Genomic DNA, 23,580 nt, shown 5'->3' on the forward strand with positions numbered 1-23,580 from the left:
CCCCGCACGGCGTCCGAGTGGTTCCGAGTAATTCGGCCCCCCGTTCCGTATATGTCGCCGAGCGCCGCTTCGGCGGCGGAGGCACCGGACACGGGAAGTCGCCATGACCGTTTTCACTCGCCGGCACGCCGCGGTGGCCGGAGTGTTCACCGCGGGCATCCTGGCCGCCGCCACCGCGCGCGGCACGTCGTCGGGATCATCGGGATGGTCGGGATCGTCGTCCGCGTCTTGCGAAGGCGGATCTTCCGGGTCGCCGGCCGGGGGCGCGGCCGTGGCCGGCGGCACGGCCGTGGCCGGCTCGGGCTCCGGCTCGGGCTCCTCGCCGACGAACGCGCCGTCCAGCGGCGGCGGCTACGGGTACTGATCCGATGGCACGTGCGGCACTGCGCGCATTCGACCGGGAGCGGCGCGTACGGCAGGATGCGGGCGTGGACGGACCACCCCCACCTCCCCAGGACGGCCCGGCGGCGGGAGCGGACGCGGCTCCGGAGGAGGAGCTGATGCGGGCGCTGTACCGCGAACACGCCGGCGCCCTGTACGCCTACGTGCTGCGGCTGGTCGCCGGCGACCGCCACCAGGCGGAGGACGTCGTCCAGGAGACCCTGCTGCGGGCCTGGAAGAACGCCTCGAAGCTGGACGCCTCGGCGCGGTCGCTGCGGCCGTGGCTGGTGACCGTCGCCCGCCGGATCGTGATCGACGGCCACCGCGGACGCATGTCTCGGCCGCGGGAGACCTCTCCCGCCGCCCTGGAACAGCTTCCGGCGCGGGACGAACTGGAGCGGTCGCTGCGGCTGATGACGATCTCGGACGCCCTGCGGGACCTGTCGGACGCCCACCGCGAGGTGCTGGTCGAGACGTACTTCCGGGGCCGTACCGTCAACGAGGCGGCCGAGGAGCTGGGACTGCCGCCCGGCACCGTGCGGTCCCGGGTGTTCTACGGACTGCGCGCCCTGCGGAACGCGCTGGAGGAGAGAGGGGTGACCACCTCATGACACCCCATGCGGACGTGGGCGCCTATCTGCTCGGGGCGCTGGACGACGAGGAGATGTCCCGGTTCGAGGAGCACCTGGCCGGGTGCGAGGAGTGCGGCCGGGAGCTGGACGAGCTGAGCGGGGTGCTGCCGGTCCTGGAGGAGCTGCGCGCGGACGGCATCTGGTACGCCGAGCCGCCCGGCGGCGACGCGATGCTGGACCGGCTGCTGGCGCGGGTGTCGGACGAGCGCCGTACGCGCAGGCGACGCCGGCTGGCGGCGGTGGCCACGGCCGCGGTGCTGGTTGTCGGTGGTCCCGCGGTGGCCGTGGTCGCCACGTCGGCCGGCGCGGGCGGCGGAACCGCCGCGGCCCCGGTGCTCGCGTCCGACCGGCACTCGGCGAGCAATCCGGCAACGGGCGCGTCGGCGGTCGTGGGGGTCGCCGACAAGGCCTGGGGAACCGCCGTCGACCTGCGGCTGAGCGGTGTACGCGGCCCGCTGACCTGCAGCCTGGTCGCGGTCGGCCCGCGCGGCGCCCGGCAGACGGTCGCCACCTGGTCGGTGCCCGACGCCGGCTACGGCACGAGCGCGCAGCCCACCCCGCTGACCGTGCACGGCGCCACCGGCCTGCGCAAGAAGGACATCAAGCGCTTCGAGGTCCGCGCGTCGGACGGGTCCTTGCTGGTCAGCGTGCCCGTGCAGCCCGCCTGACCGGCCGGCGCGCGTCCCGCCGACGTCCCCGTCCGGGTCCGCTCACGTCCCGCCCGCGTCCCGCTGGCGTCCCACCCGCGTCCCGCCGACGTCCCGCCTACAGGGCACCGACACGGCACCGACGTGGCGGGCACGCGGCGCCGCGGGGGCGTGTCGGCGGGATATGGGCGCGGTGTCGGCGGGCCCCGTCATGGTGGTGGGCATGACGACGCGACGGATGACGGACAACGGCGGGACGGCCGCCGTCGAGGTACGGGGGCTGGTCAAGCACTACGGTCCGACGAAGGCCCTGGACGGGGTGGACCTCGACGTGCGCCAGGGCACCGTGCTCGGCGTGCTCGGCCCGAACGGGGCGGGCAAGACCACACTGGTGCGGGTGCTGTCCACGCTCGTGCGGCCGGACGCGGGCACCGCCCGTGTGGCCGGTTACGACGTGCTGACCCAGCCCCGGCAGCTGCGCCGGGCGATCGGCCTGACCGGCCAGTACGCCTCGGTGGACGAGAAGCTGTCCGGCCGGGAGAACCTGTACATGATCGGCCGGCTGCTGGACCTGTCCCGCAAGGACGCCAGGGCGCGGGCGGACGAACTGCTGGAGCGGTTCTCGCTGACGGAGGCGGCCAGGCGGCCGGCGATGCAGTACTCGGGCGGGATGCGGCGCCGCCTGGACCTGGCGGCGAGCATGATCGGCCGGCCGGCGGTGCTGTACCTGGACGAGCCGACCACCGGTCTGGACCCGCGCACCCGCAACGAGGTGTGGGACGAGGTCCGCTCGATGGTCGCCGACGGCGCGACCGTCCTGCTCACCACCCAGTACATGGAGGAGGCCGAACAGCTCGCGGACGAGCTGACGGTCGTGGACCGCGGCCGGGTGATCGCCACCGGCGGGGTCGCGGAGCTGAAGGCCAGGGTCGGCGGGCGCACCCTGCGGATCAGGCCGGCCGATCCGGCGGACGTCCCGGCGATGGCCGCCGCGCTCGCCGGGGCCCGGCTCGACGGGGTGGCGGGCGCCCAGCCCGACCCGGCCGAGGGCGTGGTCAACGTGCCGATCGCCAGCGACGAGCAACTCACCGCCGTCGTGGCCCTGCTGGGCGCGCGCGGCTTCTCCCTCGCCGGCATAGGCACCCATCTGCCGAGCCTGGACGAGGTGTTCCTGGCCATCACCGGCCAGAAGCCGGAGAGCACGCGGCAGCCCGACGGCGGCGGCGCCGACGGCACGGACGGCACGGACAGCAGGGACGGCACCCGTGCCGCCGAGGAAGCCAAGGACGAAGTGGAGGTCGGGGTATGAGCGCGGCGACAGTGACGGCGGGCGCGCCGGCGAAGGCGGCGGCGGCCGGCGAGGGCCGGATCGGCCTGCGGAACAACCTGCGGCACATCGGCGCCCTCGCCCGCCGCAACATGCTCCAGATCAAGCAGGACCCGGAGTCGATGTTCGACGCGGTCCTGATGCCGGTGATCTTCACCCTGCTGTTCGTGTACGTCTTCGGCGGCGCGGTCTCCGGCAAGGGCCACCAGCAGGAGTACGTGAACTACGTGATACCCGGCCTCATGGCGATGATGGGCATGAACATCTCCATGGCCGTCGGCACCGGTATCAATGACGACTTCCAGAAGGGCGTCATGGACCGGTTCCGGACGATGCCCATAGCGCGGTCCTCGGTGCTCATAGCCAAGATCGTGGTGGAGCTCGGCCGGATGATGATCGCCACGGCGATCCTGCTGGGCATGGGCTTCGCGCTCGGCCTGACCATATCGACCGACATGTTCCACCTGCTGGCCGCCATCGCCTTGTCCGCGGTCTTCGGCGCCTCGCTGATGTGGATCTTCATCCTGCTGGGACTCACGATGAAGACGGCCCAGGCGGTGCAGGGAGTGGCCATGCTGGTGCTGATGCCGCTGCAGTTCGGCAGCTCGATCTTCGCCAAGCCCACCACGATGCCCGGCTGGCTGCAGAGCTTCACCAAGGTCAACCCGCTGTCGAACCTCGCCGACGCGGCACGGGCGCTGATCAACGGCGGCCCGGTCGCGCACTCGGTCTGGGTCACGCTGGCCTGGTCGGTGGGCATCACGGCGGTGACCGCACCGCTGGCGGTCGCGCGGTTCCGCAAGAAGACCTGACCGACCCCGGCCCCGGTCCCGACCCCGGCCGCGTCCCCGACCCCGGTACGGCGGTGCCGCGGGTCGGGCCGCAGGTCGGGCCGCGGGCGTCAGTCCACGTCGCGCATGAGGGGGGCGGCCTCCTCGCTGGTGAGGCCGCCGCCCTCGGCGTACGCGGCCTCGTACGCCTCGTCACCGAGCAGCGCCCGGACCCGCGTCACGACCGCGTGGAGGGACCGGGTCTCGGCCGGCGGTGCCGCGGTGGGCCGCAACCGGTCGTGGGCGCCGGCCAGAACGGCGGCGCGGCGCGCCCTGGCCAGGGCTTTCGCACCGGCCGCGTCGCCGCCGTGTGCTTCGGCTCCGCCGGCCGCGTCGCCGCCGTGTGCTTCGCCTCCGCCGGCCGGGGCGGTATCCCGCTCGGCGAGCAGGACCAGCAGCTCGATGGCGCCGGGCGTGAGCAGGATGCCGATCCTTGGGGTGATCACCTCGGCCAGCGGGTGGGCGACGAGATCGTTCATGGCCGAGGTGAAGAGGGCGATGCCCGCCTCGGGCTCGCCCAGCCGCCCGATCAGCGTTCCCTTCATCGCGTACAGCAGGCTGCTGACGAAGCCCGGCACCCCGCTGCGGCCCTTGCCCGTCTCATGCGTCGTGATGGCGGACTCGATCACGTCCAGCGCTTCGCCGTACGCGCCGCGGTTGCGCAGCAGGTTGGCCAGCAGGACCCGGCCGTAGAAGGCTGTGCCGTCCGCGGTGGCGCCGAACCCGTCGGCCTCCTCTATGGCCTGGCGCAGCAGCCGCTCGCCCTCCTCGACCTGGCCGCAGTTGGCGAGGGCGTCGCCGAGCCGGACGGTGAAGACCGGGACATGCTGGTGGGAGCCGATCGCGCGGGCCAGTTCGCCGCCCTCGCGGCAGCAGGCGGCGGCGCGCTCCCAGTCACCGCTGTTGGACGCCGCCTCGGCCTCCGCGGCGAGTGTCTCGGCGGTGCCCCACTGGTCGCCGAGCCGCTGGAAGATGCCGCGGCTCTCCTCGATGTCGCGCAGCGACAACGGCAGGCGTTCCGCGGCATCGTTGTTGATCTTGGCGCGCAGTTGGAGGGAGAAGGCCAGCTCCCAGTCGCGGCCGTGGAGGCGGCAGGCTTCGACGGTGTCGTCCACGAGTGTGCGCAGCCGGTCGAAATCGCCGGAGAAGAACGCACCGTACGCACGCAGGATGCCCGGCGGGCGGGCGGACTGCGGCAGATGCGGCGGGTAGGCCGCGATCATGCTCTGGCCGACGGCGACCAGGGCCGGGTCGGTCCACCATTCGACCTCGCCCTCGGCCGCGGCCATGTCGACCACCCGCACCCATCGGCGGGCCTCGATCAGCCGCTGTCCGGTCAGCGGCGGCGGGTCGTCCAGCGGGCCGCGCTCGACCGGCTCCAGGGCCGGCGGATGCTCGAACGGGTCGGGGCCCATCGCCGCCACCGCGGCCGGCCAGCGGCGGCGCTCGGAGACGTAGTTGCGCACCTCCCAGAACCAGGCGCAGCTCAGCGTGAGTACCAGCGCCTCCTGCTCGTCACCCGCGGCCACGGCCCGGCGCAGCGCGGCCCGCAGGTTCTCGTGCTCGCGCTCCAGCCGGTCGAACCACACCCGCTGGCCGGCGCCGCGCAGCCGCGGGTCGGCGGTCCTCGCGTACTCGCGGTAGTACGCGATGTGGCGACGCTCGACGGCCTCGCGCTCCCCCGACTCCTCCAGCCGCTCGGCCGCGTACTCGCCGATGGTCTCCAGCATCCGGTACCGCCCCCCGTCGGGCGTGAGGTCGGCCAGCACCAGCGACTTGTCGACCAGGGAGGCCAGCAGGGCAGCAGCGTCCGCTGCCTCGATCCGGCCGGGGCCCGCGGCGGCGGGACCGGCCGCCGCGACCACCGGCTCCCCCGGGTCGGCGCAGATCGACTCGACGGCCTCCAGGGTGCAGCCGCCGCGGAAGACGGCCAGGCGGCGCAAGAGGACGCGCTCGGCGGGGTGCAGGAGGTCCCAGGACCAGTCGACGACGGCGCGGAGGGTCTGCTGGCGGGGAAGCAGGGTGCGGCTGCCGCCGGTCAGCAGGCGGAAGCGGTCGTCGAGGCGGTCGGCGAGCTGACGCGGTGACAGGCTGCGCAGGCGCGCGGCGGCCAGCTCGATGGCCAGGGGCAGGCCGTCGAGACGCCGGCAGAGCTCGGCGCAGGCCACCGGGTCGTCGTCCACCCGGAAGCCGGGCCGGGCGGCCGCCCCCCGGTCGGCGAGCAGCCGCAGCGCGGTCGGGTCCGGCAGCGGGTCCAGCGGGCGTACCAACTCGCCGGGCACGCCGAGGGGTTCGCGGCTGGTGGCCAGCACGGACACTCCGGGGCAGGCGGCCAGCAACCGCTCGGTGAGGGTGGCCGCCGCGTCGATCACGTGCTCGCAGTTGTCCAGCACCAGCAGCAGGCTGCGGCCGGCGCAGTAGTCGGCGAGCTGACTGGTGGGGTCCTTCGGTTTGATCTCGGCGGCGATGGCCGCCTCCGCCGCGCCGCCGGCGTGCAGCAGCGTCTCGCGCAGGCCCAGCGAGCTGATCACGGCCTCCGGCAGGGTCCGGGGATCGCTCACCGGGGCCAGCTCCGCGTACCACACGCCGTCCGGCCAGCGGTCCGCCACCTGGTCGCCGGTCTCCTGCGACAGCCGGGTCTTCCCGGTGCCGCCGGGCCCGGTGATCGTGACCAGCCGGGCATGCTCCAGGTCCTCCCGCACGGCGGCCAGCTCGCCTTCCCGGCCGACGAAGCTGGTCAGCCGTGCCCTCGCGTTGCCCACCGGGCGGGGTCCCGCGCCCGGCCGGCGCTGCCCGTCCGGCCGCCCGCTCGGCCCCGAACCGTCTGTCCGCGGGCCCACGGCCGCCCGGCCGCCCGCCACCGCCCGGCCCGTCCCGTCCGCCGTCCCCTCCGCCCAGGAACTGCCCGCCCAGGAGCTGCCCGCCCAAGCGCCGCCCGCCCCTTCGGCCCAGGCGCCGTCCGACCCGCGTGGCCCGTCCGCCCGCGGCCCGGGGGACGGCGGGGCCCCGGTCGTACCGCCCGCGCTCGCGATGGAGTCCCCTCCCGCCAGCCCGGCGGCGGCCCGCCCGGCCGCGGCCCACGGTGAACCGCCCGGCGCGCCGGCCGCGTCCCGCGGGTTGAGCAGTTCCGCGTGCAGGGCGCGCAGTTCGGCCGAGGGATCGGTGCCGAGCCGGTCGGCCAGCTCGACCCGCACCGCCTCGTACGCCGCCAGGGCGTCCGCGGTACGTCCCACCGCGCGCAGGGCGCGGATGTGGAGGGCGCGCAACGGCTCGTCCAGCGGGTGGGCGGCGACGAGTTCGGCCAGGTCGGGCAGCACACGGTCGGCGCGGCCCAGAGCCAGCTCGGCGGTGATCCGGTGCCGCGCGGTGTCCAGCCGGAGCGACTCGGTGCGCACGGCGGCGGTCGCGCGGTCCGGCAGGTCGGCGAGCGCGGGGCCGCGCCACAGTGCCAGCGCGTCGCCGAGCAGGCCGACGGCCTTGACCGGGTCGCCGTCGGCCAGTGCCCGCGCCCCTTCCTCGGCGAGCCGCCCGAAGCGGTGGAGGTCGACGTCCTCCGGCGCGGCCTCCAGGCGGTAGCCGCCGTCGACCGAGCCGACCGCCTCGTGCCCGATCGCCTTGCGCAGCCGTCCGACCAGCGCCTGCAGCGCGCCGGTGGCGCCCGCGGGCGCCTCGCCGTCCCACACCTCGTCGATGAGCGCATCCGCGCCGATCACCCGGCCGGGCCGCAGCGCCAGCGCCGTGAGGAGCGCGCGCAGCCGCCCGCCCGCGAGCGCGACGGGCGTCCCGTCGTCCCGCAGGACCTGAGTCGTACCGAGGATCATGTATCGCACAGCCCCATTGTTACGGAGTCGGCCGTCCGCCCGCCCCGAGTTGTCCACAGGCCCGGCGACCGGGCCGAAGGCGCCCGGGCGCGCGGCGGTCCGCCCCGCGCGGCCGGCCGGCGGCCGGTCCCGGCCCGGTCGCCGGCCGCGCGGAACCCCGCCCCGGCGCCGAGCGTTTTCCGGGCACGGCCTGTGCCGTCACCGCCGCGGATGACATGATCGGGCCCGGCCCGGTCCTGTCCGGCGCACCGAACCGCCCGTCCCGACCCCGCCCCGTTCCCGTCTCCGTTCCGCCCCCGTCCTGACCCCGACCCGCCCCGACCCCCACACCCCTTTCCCCCTCCCTCGTCGCAGCCTCCGGAGAGCCCGTCCCATGAGCGTCACCCCGATCCGCCGGACCCAGCGCGGCGACGACAGCAGGATCAGCCCGATCTTCCTCGCCATCGCCGCGGTCATGATCGTGTCCGGCTGGGCCGTGTGGCGCGAGTTCGCCTCGAACAAGGGCTTCGCGGTCTTCCTGTTCGTCGTCTCCGGCTGGGTCGTCTCGCTGTGCCTGCACGAGTACGCGCACGCCCGCACCGCCCTGCACAGCGGCGACATCTCCATCGGCGGCAAGGGCTACCTGACGCTGAACCCGATGAAGTACACGCACGCTCTGCTGTCCATCGTGCTGCCGGTGATCTTCGTCATCATGGGCGGCATCGGGCTGCCCGGCGGCGCGGTGTTCGTCGAGCGCGGCCGTATCCGCGGGCGCTGGCGGCACAGCCTGATCTCGGCGGCCGGCCCGCTGGTCAACCTGGTCTTCGCCGTCGTGCTGATGCTGCCCTTCGCCCTGCACAAGGCCGACACCTGGCCGACGGACTTCATGGCGGCGCTGGCGTTCCTGGCCTCGCTGCAGGTCACCGCGGCGGCCATCAACCTGCTGCCGGTCCCGGGTCTGGACGGCTACGGGATCTGGGAGCCCTGGCTGTCGTACAACGTGCGCCGCCAGATGGAGCCCTTCGCCCAGTTCGGGCTGCTCGCCGTCTTCGGTGTGCTGTGGATCCCGTCGGTCAACGTGAAGTTCTGGGACGCCATGGACACGGTCATGGGCTGGTTCAACGTGCCCACCATGTACGTCGACTACGGCTACACCCTGTTCCGCTTCTGGAAGAACCAGGGCTGAGCGCTCCGGGCGTACGTCCCGCGGGCGCTCCCGGCCCGGCCGTACGTGCTCAGCGGGCGGTGCGCGCCGCCTCCTGCGCCTTGTCGCGGCGCCGGTAGAACCACCACATGTTGCTGGTGACGCCCGCGAGCAGCACCCACACGATGCCCAGCCAGCTCCCGTGCACGAAGGAGACCACCGCCGCGGCGACGGCCAGCAGGCACAGGACCAGGGCGTAGGTGGCGAGGCGGGGCATGGCGGGAGGGCTCCTGTCGGCGGGCGTCGGACGCAGGACGTACGACGTCGCGAGGGGTCGCGGAGGTGGGACGCAGGACGTCCCCTCTCCGGTTCCGCGACGCCGTCGCCGTACGACGGTCTTCCCCTATTGTCACCCACCGCCCGCGTACCCCGGCACGTGCCCGCGCCGTAGGACGCGGGCCGGCCGATCAGACGTCCGTGAGGCGCAGGCCGGCGTGCGCCTTGTAGCGGCGGTTGACCGAGATCAGGTTGGCGACCAGCGACTCCACCTGGTGGGCGCCCCGCAGCCGGCCGGCGAAGACGCCGCGCATGCCGGGGATGCGGTTGGCGAGCGCCTGGACCAGGTCGGTGTCCGCGCGGGAGTCGCCGAGCACCATCACGTCGGTGTCGATCCGCTCGACCCGCGGGTCCTGCAGCAGCACGGCCGACAGGTGGTGGAAGGCGGCGGTGACCCGGGAGTCCGGCAGCAGTGCGGCGGCCTGCTGGGCGGCGCTGCCCTCGTCGGGCCTGATCGCGTACGCGCCCTGTTTGTCGAAGCCCAGGGGGTTGACGCAGTCGACCACCAGCTTGCCGGCGAGTTCGTCGCGCAGCGCTTCGAGGGTCTTGCCGTGCCCCTCCCAGGGCACGGCCACGATCACGATGTCGCTGCGCCGCGCGCACTCGGCGTTGTCGGCGCCCTCGACGCCCTCGCCCAGCTCGGCGGCGGCTGCCGCGGCGCGCTCGCCGCTGCGCGACCCGATGACCACCTTCTGCCCGGCCCGGCCGAGCCGGTACGCCAGCCCGCGGCCCTGGTCGCCGGTCCCGCCCAGCACCCCGACCACCAGCCCGGACACGTCCGGCAGGTCCCAGGGGTCCTTCGCGGGGGCCTTCTTGCCTTCCTCAGGGTTCGTCATACCCGCGATCCTGCCAGCTCCGGTCGCCGCGATACGGAACCGGGACGGTGTTCTGACACGGCGCGAGCGGCGAAATTGCGTTGCCGCCGCGGGAAGGGGCCGGGGACAATCCGGCCTCGTGACCGACCCGCAGGAACCCGCGCCACCTGGGAAGACCTCCGCACCCGAGGAGCCCGTGTCGGGGCGGGCGGCGTCGCGCTCCCGCCGGGCCCGCGCCCTTCTGCCCGACCTGACGCCTTGGCGGCATTCGCGGGACTTCCGCCTGATGTGGCTGGCCGGCGTCGTCACGAACTTCGGCAGCTTCCTGACCTTCGTCGCGCTCCCGGTGCAGCTGAAGGACCTGACCGGCTCGGCCGCGGCGGTGGGCGCGGTCGGCGCGGTGGAGCTCGTGCCGCTCGTCGTGTTCGGCCTGTACGGCGGCGCCCTGGCGGACGCGGTCGACCGCAAGCTGCTGATCACCGCGACGGAGGCCGCCCAGGGGCTGCTGGCGGCCGTACTGCTGGCCGACACGCTGCTGCCGCACCCGATGGTGTGGCCGCTGTACGTGGTGGCCGCCCTGTCCAGCGCCCTCACCGGACTGCAGCGGCCCGCGCTGGACGCGATCGTGCAGCGGATCGTGCCCAGGGACCAGCTAGCGGCGGCCGCGGCGCTGAACGGTCTGCGCTGGCAGGTCGGCGCGATCGCGGGCCCCTCCGTCGCCGGCCTGGTGATCGCGTGGGCCGGCACGGGCTGGGCCTACGGCCTGGACACGGCCACCTTCGCCTTCTCGGTCGCCTGCGGCCTGATGCTGCGCCCCTCCCCCGCCTCGCACGACGCGCCCCGGCCGAGCCTGCGCAGCATCGCGGAGGGCGCCAGGTACGCCTGGAGCCGCAAGGAGTTGCTGGGCACGTACGCGATCGACCTGGCGGCGATGTTCTTCGCGTATCCGGCGGCGGTGTTCCCGTTCCTCGCCGACGAGATCGGGGCGCCGTGGTCCCTCGGCTTCATGTACGCCGCCGGGTCCGTCGGCTCCTTGGTGGTCGGCGTGACCAGCGGCTGGACGTCGCGTGTGCGCCGGCACGGCCGGATGGTCGTCCTCGCCGCCGCGGGCTGGGGGATCGCGATGGCCCTGGCGGGCTGGGCCGGCTCGGTGTGGTCGGTGCTGCTGTTCCTCGGGGTCGCCGGAGGCTGCGACATGGTCAGCGGGATAGGCCGCGCCACGATGTGGAACCAGATCGTCCCCGAGGGTCTGCGCGGCCGTCTGGCGGGTATCGAGCTGCTCTCGTACTCCCTGGGCCCGCAGCTCGGGCAGGTGCGCAGCGGCGGGGTCGCCGCGGTCACCGACGCGCGGGTGTCGGTCTGGTCCGGGGGGCTCGCCTGCACCGCCGCCGTGGGCCTCCTGGCCGCGGGCCTGCCTGCCCTGCTCGCCTACACGGCGGCGGATCCGGCGGGGCCTTCCGCGCGGCCGGGCGCGCCGGACCCGGCGGAGCGGGCCGGGACCGGCTGAGCAGGCGCGGGTCCCCGGGCCGGAAGTCCGCCGCGCCCGCGGCGCGTCAACCTCTGTCGTTCCACCTGGGGTCGTTGTCCCACTCCCTGTTCCGCTCCTGCGCGGACTCCATCGCGTGCTCGGCCTCGGCCTTGGTGGCGTACGGGCCGAAGCGGTCCTTGGCCGGGCACTCCGGGCCCTCCTCGGCCTTCTTGTGCTTCAGGCAGTAGAACCACTCGCCGGGCTTGCCGGCCGGTTTCCGCTCCTTGAAGAGCGCCATCTCGTCCTCCGTGGTCAGGCGGCGTGTCCCTGCCGCCAGCCTGCCCCATGCGCCGCCGATACACTCGTCGGCATGTCTGGTCGCCCGCCGCTCGTCCCCGGCACGCTCTCCCCCACCCGCCGGGTCCCGGCCTCGATCCCCCGCCCGGAGTACGTCGGGAAGCCGGGGCCGTCCCCGTACACCGGCCCCGAGGTGCAGGACGAGGAGACGGTCGAGAGGATGCGGGTCGCCTCCCGGATCGCCGCGCAGGCGATGGAGGCGGCGGCCAAGGCGATCGCTCCCGGGGTGACCACGGACGAGCTGGACCGGATCGCCCACGAGTACCTGACCGACCAGGGTGCCTATCCCTCCGACCTGGGCTACCGCGGCTTCCCCAAGTCGATCTGCACGTCGGTCAACGAGGTGATCTGCCACGGCATCCCCGACTCGACCGTGCTGCGTGACGGCGACATCGTCAACCTGGACGTCACGGCGTACATCCACGGGGTGCACGGCGACACGAACGCCACGTATCCCGTCGGCGAGGTGGACGAGGAGTCGCGGCTGCTGATCGAGCGCACGAGGGAGTCGCTGGACCGGGCGATCAGGGCGGTGCGGCCGGGCCGGCAGCTCAACGTGATCGGCCGGGTCATCGAGTCGTACGCGAAGCGGTTCGGCTACGGCGTGGTGCGGGACTTCACCGGGCACGGCATCAACACGTCGTTCCACTCCGGGCTGATCGTGCCGCACTACGACGACCCGCGGGCGACCACCGTGATGCGGCCGGGGATGACGTTCACGATCGAACCGATGCTGACGCTGGGCACGCACGAGTACGACATGTGGGACGACGGCTGGACGGTGGTCACCAAGGACCGCCGGCGCACGGCCCAGTTCGAGCACACCTTGGTGGTCACGGCGCAGGGCGCCGAGGTGCTGACCCTTCCCTGACGGGCGGCGTCCCTTCGCCTGCGGGTACCGGCCCTTCGCTGACCGGCGGTCCTGGCGACCGGTAGGGTTGGCGCGTTCCGGCGCCCCACCGCACGCCCGGGACGGCGTGCACCGCAGGTACGAAGGAGCCCAACGCGCCATGATCCGACGCAGGTTGTGCCTCGGGGCAGCCGCCGTCGCGCTGAGCCTGCCGCTGGCGGGGTGTGTGACGGTGCACGGCGAGCGCGCGTACATCCCGTCCGTACGGCCCGGTGAGGCCGCCAAGGTGCTGGCCGGCTTCACGGCGGGCAACAACGCGGCGGTCAGGGCGTACGACGCCGGTCGGATCACGAAGGGCGAGGCGGGCCCGCTCGGCGCCATCGACGAGGCGGGGGTGCGGGCCAAGCACGCCGCCAGTCCGCAGGGCAACCCCTCGTACTCCCCGCTGCGGCTGTCCGGGGCGAAGTACTGGATACCGCGGCAGCGCGGCTGGCCGAAGTTCTTCGTGGCCGACACCGCGAACAACCGCGGCCCGGACCGCTGGCTGCTGGTGTTCCGCCGGCAGTCGGCCGGCGCGCCGTGGAAGGCGGACTTCCTGGCGGTGTACGCGGCGGGGCAGGGGCCCTCGTTCGCCACGGACAAGGACGGTTACGCGCAGGCGCTGCCGCTGGCCGGGACGGACCTGCTGATCCAGCCGGGGCAGATGAGCGCGGCCTACACCTCGTACCTGCAGCACGGCACGGGCACCTCGTTCGCGCCGGGCGCGCTGACCACGCAGCTGCGCGCCGTGCGGGCCCGCGACGCGCGCACCGCCAACTCGGTGACGCAGTACCTCGACCAGCCGGCACAGGGCGGCGACTTCGACCCGGTGGCGCTGCGGACGAAGGACGGGGGCGCGGTGGTGTTCTTCGCCACCCGCCACCAGTCGCGCTCCACCTATCGCGCGGGCTACCGGCTGACCGTCGACCCGGACACCCGGGCCCTGATGACGGGCACCCCGCACACGTCGGTGACGCTGTCCCGGGTGGCGCAGGAGGCGGCGACGGTGCCGGGCGGCGGGGGCACCGGCCAGGTGGTGGTCCTCAGCCGGCTGGTCGGCCTGGTGGCGGCGAAGGGCGAGTAGCCCGGGAGCGGCCGGGGAGCGGCCCACGAGCGCGGGGCGTCCCCGGCGTTTCCGGTCGGCTCGGCGTCCCCGTCCGCCTCGGCGTCCCCGGTCGGCTCAGCGTCCCCGGCCGGCCGGCGCGGGGTCGACGTAGGGATCGGGGTCGGGGTCGGTGCCCTGGTCCGGCTCGTCGGCGGCGGTACGGGCGCAGGCGTCGGCGAGGATGTCGAGCACCGGCAGCGGGTCGGGCAGCGGCAGGTCGGGGCCGAGCGCGTCCAGCCAGGTGACGGTGTCGCCGGAGGGCAGCCGCGACGGCGGGAGCAGTACGTAGCTGCCGCGGCAGTGCCAGCGGATGCCGGGGTGCTCGTCGGCGGTCTCGGGATGGCTGTCGAGGGCGCACGGCCACCACTCGTCCTCGTCGGCGGTGGCGCGGGTGAGGGTGAAGAACAGCATCCGCTCCTCGCCGAGCGCGGCGACCGGGCCGAGGGTGGCCTCGTCGGCGGTGAGTTTCTCCAGGGCGAGCCGTCCCGCCTCGGCCGGGACGTCGAGCACGTCGTGGTTGACGCCGGTGACGGTGACGAAGTTGGCGAGCGGCTGGGTGCGCAGCCAGTGGTCGACGCGCTGGGGGTCGGTGGTGGCCTGGGTCTGCCAGGCGGGCGACACCGGGTGCAGGCCGGGGATGGGACAGCCGACACGGTCGCACGAACAGCCGAAGCCGTCCGGGTGGGCGGCGGGCGCCAGCGGGAATCCGGCGCGCGCGGCGAGGCGGGTCAGTTCGTCGCGTGAGGGTGCCGGGCCGTCCTGGTGCGCGCCGCGGGCGGTACGGGAGCCGCGGCCGCCGCGGACCGCTCGGGCCGGTCGGGCCTGGCGGGCGGAACCTGTCCCACTGTCCGCGCCGCGTCGCAGCCACCCGGACAATCTGCTCCTGCCTGCCATCGAGCTCCTTCCCTCGCCCCCGGCCCCGTCGCGGTACACGGTACGCGGACGGTGGGGACCATCGTGCCTCTTGGCCGTAATGAACACCCACCCGGGGTGGAACGCTTCCCGGCCGCGCCGGACCGGCGACGGGCCCACGCCGGACCGGCACCGCGCCCGCACCGGACCGGCATCGCGCCCGCACCGGACCGGCATCGCGCCCGCACCGAGGGGAACCGCCCGGCGCGGATATTTTGCGGTCCCGGCGCCCGCCGGGTGGACGATCAGGCCCCACAATGCACTCGTACGCCCAGGCGTCCTCCCGGCGGGCCGACCGTCCGAGGGAGGGCGCCTGTGTGTCCCCGCACTCCCCGGAACGCCGACCGGCGCTCCGGGGCCGTACCAGGACCGCACCTCAACCACCCTCCGAGGAGCTCCCGTTGCGCACTTCCACCCCGCGGCGGTATCTGATGTGTCCGCCCGCGTACTTCGCCGTCTCGTACTCCATCAACCCGTGGATGGACCCGACCAAGCCGGTGGACCCGGCCCTCGCCCTCTTCCAGTGGGAGGACCTGCGCGACCGCTACCGGGCACTGGGCCACACCGTGGAGGTCCTCGATCCGGTGCCGGGGCTGCCGGACATGGTGTTCGCGGCCAACGGCGCCACGGTGGTGGACGGCCACGTGCTGGGCGCGAGGTTCGCCAACCCGGAGCGGACCGGGGAGGCGCCCGCGCACCTGGCGTGGTTCCGCGCGCACGGCTTCGCCGAGGTGCGTGAGCCGGTCCACGTCAACGAGGCCGAGGGGGATTTCGCGGTCACCACCTCCTGGATCCTGGCCGGTCAGGGCTTCCGCAGCAGCCTGCTGTCGCACACGGAGGCGCAGGAGTTCTTCGGCCGCCCGGTGATCGGCCTCGAACTGGTCGACCCGCGCTTCTACCACCTGGACACCGCGCTGTCCGTGCTGGACGGCGCGGCGGACGAGGTCATGTACTACCCCGGCGCCTTCTCCCCCGGCTCGCGCGCGGTGCTGGCCCGGCTCTTCCCCGACGCCCTGCTGGCCGACGAGGAGGACGCCGCCGCCTTCGGCCTCAACGCGGTCTGCGACGGCCTGCACGTCCTGCTGCCCCGCGCGGCCCGGGGCCTGCGGGCGCCGCTGCGCGAGCGCGGCTTCGACCCGGTCCCGGTCGACATGTCGGAGCTCCACAAGGCGGGCGGCAGCGTGAAGTGCTGCACGCTGGAGATCCGACCCGCGCCCGGGCGGTAGGTGCGGGGGCGGCGGCGCCGTATCGTGGCCGCCCATGAACGTTCCCTCTCGTCCCGGCTACGACGCCGTGATCGTGGGCGGCGGCCACAACGGCCTGGTCGCCGCCGCCTACCTGGCCCGGGCGGGCCGCTCGGTGCTGGTCCTGGAACGGCTGCCCGGCACCGGCGGCGCGGCGGTGTCCACCCGCGCCTTCGCGGGGGTGGACGCGCGGCTGTCGCGCTACTCGTACCTGGTGAGCCTGCTGCCGCGGAAGATCGTGGCGGACCTGGGCCTGCGGTTCGAGACGCGGCGCCGGCGGATCTCCTCGTACACGCCGTACGGCGACGGCGGCCTGCTGGTGGACGCCGGGGACGAGGCCGCGACCCGTGAGCGGTTCGCGCTGCTGACCGGCTCCGACCGGGAGTTCGAGGCGTGGCGGCGGTTCTACGCGATGACGCGGCGGGTCGCCGAGCGGGTGTTCCCGACGCTGACCGGGCCGCTGCCCGGGCGCGCGGAGCTGGAGCGCGCGGTCGGCGACAGCGAGGCGTGGGAGGCGCTGTTCGAACGGCCGCTGGGCGACGCGGTGGAGGCGGCCTTCCACGACGACGTGGTACGCGGGGTGGTACTGACCGACGCGCTGATCGGCACCTTCACCCACGCGCACGACCCGTCGCTGCGGCAGAACCGGTGCTTCCTGTACCACGTGATCGGCGGCGGCACCGGCGACTGGGACGTGCCGGTCGGCGGTATGGGTGCGCTCACCGACGCGCTCGCGGAGGCGGCCAGGGCGGCGGGCGCGGAGATCGTCACGGGCGCCGAGGTCACCGCGGTGGCGTCCGACGGCAGGAAGGCGGAGGTCACCTATGGTGACGGCCGTACCGTCGGTGCCAAGGACGTGCTGGTCAACGCCTCCCCGTACGCCCTGGCCGGGCTGCTCGGGCAGGAGCGGCCGGACAAGCCGGAGGGCGCGCAGCTGAAGGTCAACATGCTGCTGCGCCGGCTGCCGAGGCTGCGGGACGCGCGGACCGACCCGCGCGAGGCGTTCGCCGGTACCTTCCACGTCGCGGAGTCCTACAACGGGCTGCAGCGGGCGTACGAGCAGGCCGCCGCGGGAAGGGTGCCGGACGCGCCGCCGTCGGAGATCTACTGCCACAGCCTGACCGACCCCTCGATCCTTTCGCCCGGGCTGGCCGCGCGGGGCTTCCACACGCTCACCCTGTTCGGTCTGCACGCCCCGGCCCGGCTGTTCGCGGCGGACCCGCGCGCGGCCAAGGAGGAGCTGCTGGAGGCGACGCTGACGCAACTGGACGCGGTGCTGGCCGAGCCGCTGGCGGACTGCCTGGCACTGGACGCCGACGGGCGGCCGTGCCTGGAGGCGAAGTCGCCGCTGGACCTGGAGAACGAGGTGGGGCTGCCCGGCGGGCACATCTTCCACCGCGACCTGTCCTGGCCCTTCGCCGACGACGGCGACGGCGACGGTGGCGACGGCGCTGTGACGCGCGCCACAGGGCGCTGGGGTGTCGGCACCGGTCACGCGAACGTCTACCTCTGCGGTGCGGGTGCGGTTCGCGGCGGAGGCGTGAGCGGGGTGCCCGGGCACAACGCGGCGATGGCGGTACTGGAGAAGACACGATGACCCACAAGCCCACGATCGGCAAGGCGGTCCCGCGGGAGGCGCCGCCCCCGCGCGGCGAGGCGGACGGCAGCCGTGGTCGCGGCCGGAACCGGGACGGGAACGCGGACCGGGACCGGGACCGGGACCGCGACCGGGACCCCGGCGGTGACGGCCGCGACGGCGGCGACGGCGGTTCGCGGATGCGGCGGGTCGGCCGGCAGTGGCGGCGCGGCGGCAAGTGGCACGCCCTCGACGAGGACGGCGGCGCGGCACGGGAGCCGCGCGTCACCGCCGACGTGGTGGTGGACTGCGCGGTGTACGAGCGGGGGCTGCGGGCGGCGACCCTGCCGCCCCAGGAGGCCCTCGCGCGGGCCCGCGAGTGTCCCGGCGGCTTCGCGTGGATCGGGCTGCACGAGCCGGATGCCGGGCACCTGGAGGAGATCGCGCGGGTCTTCGGGCTGCACCCGCTGGCCGTCGAGGACGCGGTGAAGGCCCACCAGCGGCCGAAGCTGGAGCGCTACGGCGACACGCTGTTCCTGGTGCTGAAGACCATCGTGTTCGTGGAGCACGAGAAGCTGACCGCGACCAGCGAGGTGGTCGACACCGGCGAGGTGATGATCTTCCTCGGCGCCGACTTCGTGGTGGTGGTGCGGCACGGCAGCGCTCCCGGGCTCGCCCGGGTGCGCAAGTCGCTGGAGAACCGCCCGGAGATGCTGGCGCACGGCCCGGCCGCGGTGCTGCACGCGATCACCGACCGGGTGGTGGACGACTACCTCGACGTGGCCGACGCGGTCGAGCTGGACGTGGAGGAGCTGGAGTCGGACGTCTTCTCCGCCTCGCACGGCGACGACGCGGAGCGGATATACCAGCTCAAGCGGGAGCTGATCGAGTTCAAGCGGGCCGTGAACCCGATGGCCAGGCCGCTGCAGCGGCTCAGCGAGGAGGAGGACGAGCTGGTCGGCACGGAGATGGGCCGCTACTTCCGCGACGTCGCCGACCACCTCTCGCAGGTCCGCGAGCGGCTGGTCTCCTACAGCGAGCTGGTGGACGGCCTGCTGGCGGCCAACCTCAGCCAGCTCGCCGTGCAGCAGAACGTCGACATGCGCCGGATCAGCGCGGCAGCGGCGATCCTGGCCATCCCCACGATGATCGCCGGCTTCTACGGGATGAACTTCGACCACATGCCCGAGCTGCACTGGGAGTTCGGCTACCCGATCATGATGGGCGTCACGGCGGTGCTGTCGGGGCTGTGCTACCGGCTGTTCCGCAAGTACGGGTGGCTGTAGGCCGGCCGGCCCCGGGACCGGCGCGGGCTCACTCGCCGGCGCCGGTCCACTCCTCTCCCCAGTCGGCGTCGCGGGCGGCGCGGTAGAGCGGCCCCTGGCGCTTGGTGACCGTGGAGCGGGTCAGGCCCGGGGGGCGGACGCACAGGTCCAGCAGGACCTGGCCCTTGCGGATCTGCGGGTGGCGCACGACGCGGGCGGCGGCCGGGCCGGCGGCGGGGAGGGCGCCCGGCCGGGCGGCCGCCACGTAGCTGAACTTCTCGTCCTCGTACGGCAGCGAGCCGCCCTTGACCTGCCGGTGCAGCGAGGACCGCTGGACGCGGGCCGCGAAATGGCACCAGTCGGTGCCGCGCATCGGGCATTCCTCGTCGTGCGGGCAGGGCGCGAGGACGGTCAGTCCCGCCGCGACGAGCCGGTCGCGGGCGTCCAGGACGCGGGCGTAGCCCTCGGGGGTGCCGGGCTCGGCGACGACCACCGCGCCGCGGGCCGCCGCGGCGGCGGCCGTGAGGAGCGAGGCGCGGTCGCCGGGGGTGAGTTCGCCCAGGACGTAGGAGACGGTCACCAGATCGGTTTCCGGCAGATTCGGCGCGGCCCCGCCCAGCGGCGACCGGGTCCACCGCGCCTGCCGCACGCAAGCGGCTCCGGCGTGCCCGGCCAGCGCCCGGCCGAGCGTGAGCGCGGCCTGTGACCAGTCCAGCACCGTGCTGCTGTGCTCCCCGCCGGGCCAGGCGTCGGCCACCGCCCAGGTGGCCGCGCCGGTTCCGCCGCCGAGGTCCAGGTGCGTGCCGGGTGCCCATTCCCCCGCCCGCTCGCGGAAGGCGCCCAGCGCGGACCGGACGGCGGCATAGGTCGCGGGCATCCGGTACGCGGCATAGGCGGCGGCGTCCCCGGCGTCCCGCACGATGGGCGCTTGGGTGGGCGTGGCCCCGCGGTAGTTCTCGATCAGCCGCTCCACCTGCGCGGATGCCTGGCTCGGCGCAGTGGCGTGCAGATGGTCGAGGAGGGCCGCCCGGAGGTCGTCGGGCAGGTGGACTGTGGACACAAGCCCCCACTGTAAGGGGCGTCCTTCTGGTCCCGCGCCCCTTACCGCCGGTGGCCGGAACGCACGCCTCCGGCGCGTGGCGGCCACCGCGGAACCACCCCCAATCTCCGCAATCCGCAGCGCGGGCGGACCGCGGTGCCCTACCGTTCCCATTTGTTACGGAGTCGCCGCACTTGGGGAAGTGCGGCGCTCCATTCGGTCGCTATGTGCCAGGGGGGTCCATGCGGCGTGTCGAAGAGAGTCCGGCCGTACCGGCCGGATCCACGGAAAGCGAACCGAGACAAGGGCGGCGGGCCTTCGCCTCGCACGCCGCCACCACCGTCGACTCCATGGGGACCGCGGAGCCCGGCGACCGCGACGGCTCCGCGGACCGCCCCGATCGGGCCGATCCCGCCGATCGCACCGACCATCCGGATCCCGCGGACGCCGTCGGGGTCATACGCTCCGTCGAGCCCGCACGTTCACTCGACTCCATACGTTCCGCCGAACCTGTACGTTCAGCGGAATCCATACGTTCCGCCGAATCCATACGTTCCGTCGGCTCCAGGGCACCGGGTGGCACCGGTGCCCTCGGCGTACCCGGGCATCCGCCGTCCGGCGGGGACGCGGGCGCACCCGCTCCGGTGCCCGGCGGGCCGGCCGCGGTCGGCGACGACGCGGCGCGCGGCAGGCGCGCCAGGCACGGCGTGCACCGGGCCCACCGGGCCCACCTGGTGCACAGGGCGCACAGCACCTACGGCGAGAAGTCGGCCTGGTACCTGCCGCTGACGCTGGCCACCGACGTCCTGGGCCCGGCCCTGCCGGTGCTGCTCGTACTGCGTCATTTCCGCGAGCCGCACCCGCTGGCCTGCGCGGTCGTCGCCGCGGCGGTCTGGACGAGCGTACGGGCGCTGCGCCGCCGGTACGCGGCCGACGTCATCGGCGAGAGCCGCGGCGTGATGGCGGTGCTCGGCGACTGGCTGGTCCTGCTGGGGGTGCTGGCCGTCCTGCGGACCGCGTTCGGCGAGATCGTGGCGCCCGCGCACGCGCTGCTCGGGGTGACCGCGGCGCCGCTGCTGACGATGGCCGACCGCACCGTCACCCACCGGCACCTCATCGCCGACCGGCGCTCGGCGCAGGCGGTGCGCCGGGTGCTGGTGATCGGGGAGCCCAGCAGCGCCGACCACGTGGTGGGCCACCTGGCCGCCAGGACGGAGCACGCCTACGTGGTCGTCGGCGTGGTCCCCGTCGGCGGGGCCGGGCTGGCCTGCGGGGCGCCGGTGCCCGCCCGGCTGGGTCCGCTCGACCCGCGGCGGCCGGCCGAGGACGCCTCGGTGGTGCTGGCCGCGGTCGCCGAGGTGGGAGCGGAACTGGTGCTGATGGCGCCCGGCCCGCGGCTGTCGGCGGAACGGCTGCGCCGCCTGTCCTGGGCCCTGCACGACGCGGGCATCCCCCTCGCCGTGCTGCCGGGCCTGGTGGACGTCGCGGTGCGCCGGGTGCAGCTCGACGCCCCCGCCGGCCTCGCGATGCTGCACATCGCGCCGCCCGCCCGGCGCGGCCTCCAACTGGCCCTCAAGGGCGCCTTCGACCGCCTCGGCGCGGCCGTCGGCCTGCTGCTGCTGGCCCCGCTGTTCTGCGCCATCGCGGTGGCCGTCCGCTGCACCTCGCCGGGCCCGGTCTTCTACCGCCAGACCCGTTTCGGGCGGCACGGCAGGCCGTTCACCATGTGGAAGTTCCGCACGATGGTGGCCGACGCGGACGCCCGCAAGGCCGAGCTGAGGGCAGCCAACGAGAACGACGGCCTGATGTTCAAGATCCGGCGCGACCCGCGCGTCACCCGCGTCGGCCGCTTCCTGCGCCGCTGCTCACTGGACGAGCTGCCGCAGCTGCTGAACGTGCTGGCCGGCGAGATGTCCCTGGTGGGCCCGCGCCCGCCGCTGCCGGACGAGGTCGCCCACTACGACGAGGTGGAGCTGCGCAGGCTCTCGGTCAAACCCGGCATCACCGGGCTCTGGCAGGTCAGCGGACGCAGCGAGCTGTCCTGGGACGAGACGCTCGCGCTGGACCTGCGCTACGTCGACAACTGGTCCCTCATCGGGGACGTGGACGTGATGGCCCGCACCTTCCGGGCCGTCGTCGACGGCCGGGGCGCGTACTAGGTACTCCAGCAGGATTTCGCTGCCTGACCTGCGGGTTTCGCTGGGCGGGTGGAGTGTGGCGGGCGATGGCCCGGTCAGGGGCGGTCTACGGAGACCGCCCCTCGATCGTGTGGCAACGCCGCAGGTAATGACAGCGGCGGGCGACCGCTTGGCGTCGTCGGCGCCAGTTCGACCGGTTCGACCGGTTCAGCGCATGGTGCCGGCCTCGGTGTCCGCGCAGGTGCGGGGGCCGGGGACGACGAGTCGCCGGGAGTCGCCGAACCTCCGCCACCGTGAGCTCGACCGACAGCATGCTCGGTGATCACACGGGACGACTTCCCTTGCCGCCGCCATTACCTGCGGCGTTGTCACACGATCACGGGCATTGGCACGGGAGCGCTCCCATGTCGCCGTCAGGGAACACTTCTGGAACCGGTTCCCGCGTGCGGACTCAAGGATGTTGTGAATCATAAGAGCAGGTAGCAGAGCTCTTTACACCGATGATGGTTGTGGGTACTTTCTGATGGCCGGTCACTACTGACATCAGCGCGAAACCGCTTCGAAACGATCTCTCGGGGGCGATGACGGGGCACGTGGCCGACCAGTCGGCCGGTGGGACTCAGCCCCGGCAACGCCCATGGCACCGCACCACCCGAGGAACTGGGAGAGGGCCAGATGACGGTGACCATCAGGGACGTGGCCCGGCTCGCCGGTGTGTCCGCGTCGTCGGTGTGCCGGGCGCTCGCGACGCCGGACAAGGTGCGAGCGACGACCAGGGAGCGGGTCCAGAAGGCCGCGGCGCAACTGGGCTATCACCCCAACCGCGTCGCCCGGGGACTGAGTACCGGCCGTACCGGCAATCTGGGTCTGGTTGTCCCCGACATCGCCAACCCGTTCTTCGCCGGCCTCGTCAAGGCGGTCCAGAACCGGGCACACGAGTGCGACTTCCTGGTTCTGCTGGCTGACACCGACGAAGATGTCGCCGCGGAGATGGATCTCATCCATACCCTGACGAAGCAGGTGGACGGCTTTCTGCTGTGCTCGCCTCGTGCCGGCGACGAGGATCTCCGCCTGGTCGGCGCCGACCTTCCCGTTGTCATGCTCAACCGCCGCGTGGGTCAGATCCCGTCGGTCATCTTCGACAACGCCGACGGCGTGCGGCAGGTGATCACCCATCTCGTCGCCCTGAACCACCGGCGCATCGGCTATGTCGCCGGCCCGAAGACATCGTGGGTCAACCGCGAACGTCTCCGTGCCGTGCGGACGCTGGCCGCGTCGATGGGCCTGGAACTGGTCGAAACCGGCACCGTGTCCCCCACCTACGTCGGTGGCGTTGCCGCCGCCGACGTCCTGCTCGCCGCGTCGGTCACCGCGGTGATCGCCTACAACGACATGATCGCCCTCGGCCTGATCAGCCAGATCACCGCGCGCGGCGTCCGCGTACCGCAGGACATCAGCGTCGTGGGATTCGACGACATCCCCACCGCCGGCCTCGTGAATCCCGCGCTGACCACCGTCAGCGAACCGAAGGAGCAATGCGGCCGGGCAGCCGTCGACCTCCTCGTCGACCTCCTCAACGACCGTGAAGGGCCCGGCAACTCGCGCCGGGTCGCGCCCATGCAACTCGTCGTACGACAGACGACCGCTCCCAGCCCGGTCTGACGGGCCGGCTGAC

The 23,580-nt window shown here is 74.0% G+C and carries 20 protein-coding genes; 14 read left to right on the forward strand and 6 right to left on the reverse strand.

Annotation, left to right across the window (positions count from 1 at the left end; all coding sequences use genetic code 11):
• The first annotated feature begins 103 nt into the window (after positions 1-103).
• The 5 genes from K7G61_RS03805 (at position 104) to K7G61_RS03825 (ending at position 3,799) form a co-directional block, all read left to right on the forward strand.
• Positions 104-364, forward strand: a complete 261-nt coding sequence (locus tag K7G61_RS03805; RefSeq protein WP_225845119.1) for a hypothetical protein — start codon at positions 104-106, stop codon at positions 362-364.
• A gap of 4 nt (positions 365-368) precedes the next feature.
• The gene (locus K7G61_RS03810; RefSeq protein WP_263983822.1) at positions 369-992 is read left to right on the forward strand and encodes a sigma-70 family RNA polymerase sigma factor; all 624 of its coding nucleotides are present in this window, start codon (positions 369-371) and stop codon (positions 990-992) included.
• Positions 989-1,681, forward strand: coding sequence for an anti-sigma factor (locus K7G61_RS03815; RefSeq protein ID WP_225845121.1), 693 nt, complete (start codon positions 989-991; stop codon positions 1,679-1,681). Before K7G61_RS03810 ends, K7G61_RS03815 begins: the two co-directional genes overlap by 4 nt.
• A gap of 217 nt (positions 1,682-1,898) precedes the next feature.
• Positions 1,899-2,969, forward strand: coding sequence for an ATP-binding cassette domain-containing protein (locus K7G61_RS03820; RefSeq protein WP_374204050.1), 1,071 nt, complete (start codon positions 1,899-1,901; stop codon positions 2,967-2,969).
• Positions 2,966-3,799, forward strand: coding sequence for an ABC transporter permease (locus K7G61_RS03825; RefSeq protein WP_225845123.1), 834 nt, complete (start codon positions 2,966-2,968; stop codon positions 3,797-3,799). The genes K7G61_RS03820 and K7G61_RS03825 overlap by 4 nt, the downstream gene beginning before the upstream one ends.
• An 89-nt stretch (positions 3,800-3,888) precedes the next feature.
• Here the strand turns inward: K7G61_RS03825 and K7G61_RS03830 are convergent, their stop codons facing one another.
• Positions 3,889-7,638, reverse strand: coding sequence for a BTAD domain-containing putative transcriptional regulator (locus K7G61_RS03830; protein ID WP_225845200.1), 3,750 nt, complete (start codon positions 7,636-7,638; stop codon positions 3,889-3,891).
• A 373-nt stretch (positions 7,639-8,011) separates the two neighbouring features.
• Here K7G61_RS03830 and K7G61_RS03835 point away from each other — a divergent pair, with 373 nt between their 5' ends.
• Positions 8,012-8,803: a site-2 protease family protein gene (locus tag K7G61_RS03835; protein ID WP_225845124.1), complete on the forward strand. Its 792-nt coding sequence runs from the start codon at positions 8,012-8,014 to the stop codon at positions 8,801-8,803.
• Positions 8,804-8,852: 49 nt separating this feature from the next.
• Here the strand turns inward: K7G61_RS03835 and K7G61_RS03840 are convergent, their stop codons facing one another.
• Together K7G61_RS03840 and npdG are read right to left on the reverse strand one after the other, a co-directional pair.
• Positions 8,853-9,038, reverse strand: a complete 186-nt coding sequence (locus K7G61_RS03840) for a hypothetical protein (RefSeq protein ID WP_225845125.1) — start codon at positions 9,036-9,038, stop codon at positions 8,853-8,855.
• 190 nt (positions 9,039-9,228) lie between these two features.
• Positions 9,229-9,933, reverse strand: coding sequence for an NADPH-dependent F420 reductase (gene npdG / locus K7G61_RS03845; protein WP_225845126.1), 705 nt, complete (start codon positions 9,931-9,933; stop codon positions 9,229-9,231).
• 118 nt (positions 9,934-10,051) lie between these two features.
• Between npdG and K7G61_RS03850 the strand changes: the two genes are divergently transcribed.
• Positions 10,052-11,419, forward strand: coding sequence for an MFS transporter (locus K7G61_RS03850; protein WP_225845127.1), 1,368 nt, complete (start codon positions 10,052-10,054; stop codon positions 11,417-11,419).
• A gap of 46 nt (positions 11,420-11,465) precedes the next feature.
• Here the strand turns inward: K7G61_RS03850 and K7G61_RS03855 are convergent, their stop codons facing one another.
• On the reverse strand, positions 11,466-11,678 hold the full coding sequence (locus K7G61_RS03855; RefSeq protein WP_225845128.1) for a hypothetical protein: 213 nt from the start codon (positions 11,676-11,678) through the stop codon (positions 11,466-11,468).
• Between the two features lie 72 nt (positions 11,679-11,750).
• Here K7G61_RS03855 and map point away from each other — a divergent pair, with 72 nt between their 5' ends.
• Together map and K7G61_RS03865 are read left to right on the forward strand one after the other, a co-directional pair.
• The gene (gene map / locus K7G61_RS03860; protein WP_225845129.1) at positions 11,751-12,608 is read left to right on the forward strand and encodes a type I methionyl aminopeptidase; all 858 of its coding nucleotides are present in this window, start codon (positions 11,751-11,753) and stop codon (positions 12,606-12,608) included.
• Positions 12,609-12,747: 139 nt separating this feature from the next.
• Complete coding sequence (locus K7G61_RS03865; RefSeq protein ID WP_225845130.1) at positions 12,748-13,710, forward strand: hypothetical protein; 963 nt, start codon at positions 12,748-12,750, stop codon at positions 13,708-13,710.
• Between the two features lie 96 nt (positions 13,711-13,806).
• Here K7G61_RS03865 and K7G61_RS03870 read toward each other — a convergent pair whose 3' ends face one another.
• Entirely contained in the window at positions 13,807-14,625 is an 819-nt protein-coding gene (locus K7G61_RS03870; protein ID WP_225845131.1) for a bifunctional DNA primase/polymerase, read from the reverse strand.
• A 419-nt stretch (positions 14,626-15,044) separates the two neighbouring features.
• Between K7G61_RS03870 and ddaH the strand changes: the two genes are divergently transcribed.
• The 3 genes from ddaH to corA all read left to right on the forward strand — a co-directional run bounded on the left by ddaH (position 15,045) and on the right by corA (position 18,749).
• A complete protein-coding gene (gene ddaH, locus K7G61_RS03875) occupies positions 15,045-15,869 on the forward strand; it encodes a dimethylargininase (RefSeq protein ID WP_374204042.1) in 825 nt (274 codons plus the stop codon).
• A 34-nt stretch (positions 15,870-15,903) separates the two neighbouring features.
• Entirely contained in the window at positions 15,904-17,484 is a 1,581-nt protein-coding gene (locus K7G61_RS03880; protein WP_225845132.1) for an NAD(P)/FAD-dependent oxidoreductase, read from the forward strand.
• 179 nt (positions 17,485-17,663) lie between these two features.
• Complete coding sequence (gene corA, locus K7G61_RS03885) at positions 17,664-18,749, forward strand: magnesium/cobalt transporter CorA (RefSeq protein ID WP_374204051.1); 1,086 nt, start codon at positions 17,664-17,666, stop codon at positions 18,747-18,749.
• A 28-nt stretch (positions 18,750-18,777) separates the two neighbouring features.
• Here the strand turns inward: corA and K7G61_RS03890 are convergent, their stop codons facing one another.
• Positions 18,778-19,788, reverse strand: a complete 1,011-nt coding sequence (locus K7G61_RS03890) for a small ribosomal subunit Rsm22 family protein (RefSeq protein ID WP_374204043.1) — start codon at positions 19,786-19,788, stop codon at positions 18,778-18,780.
• Between the two features lie 623 nt (positions 19,789-20,411).
• Between K7G61_RS03890 and K7G61_RS03895 the strand changes: the two genes are divergently transcribed.
• Both K7G61_RS03895 and K7G61_RS03900 read left to right on the forward strand, forming a co-directional pair.
• A complete protein-coding gene (locus K7G61_RS03895) occupies positions 20,412-21,926 on the forward strand; it encodes a sugar transferase (RefSeq protein WP_374204044.1) in 1,515 nt (504 codons plus the stop codon).
• Positions 21,927-22,580: 654 nt separating this feature from the next.
• Positions 22,581-23,567 carry a LacI family DNA-binding transcriptional regulator gene (locus K7G61_RS03900; RefSeq protein ID WP_225845134.1) on the forward strand — a complete coding sequence of 329 codons (987 nt, stop codon included), beginning with the start codon at positions 22,581-22,583 and terminating at the stop codon, positions 23,565-23,567.
• The last annotated feature ends 13 nt before the right edge of the window (positions 23,568-23,580 follow it).

Source organism: Streptomyces sp. HPF1205 (assembly GCF_020400825.1).
Classification (GTDB): domain Bacteria; phylum Actinomycetota; class Actinomycetes; order Streptomycetales; family Streptomycetaceae; genus Actinacidiphila.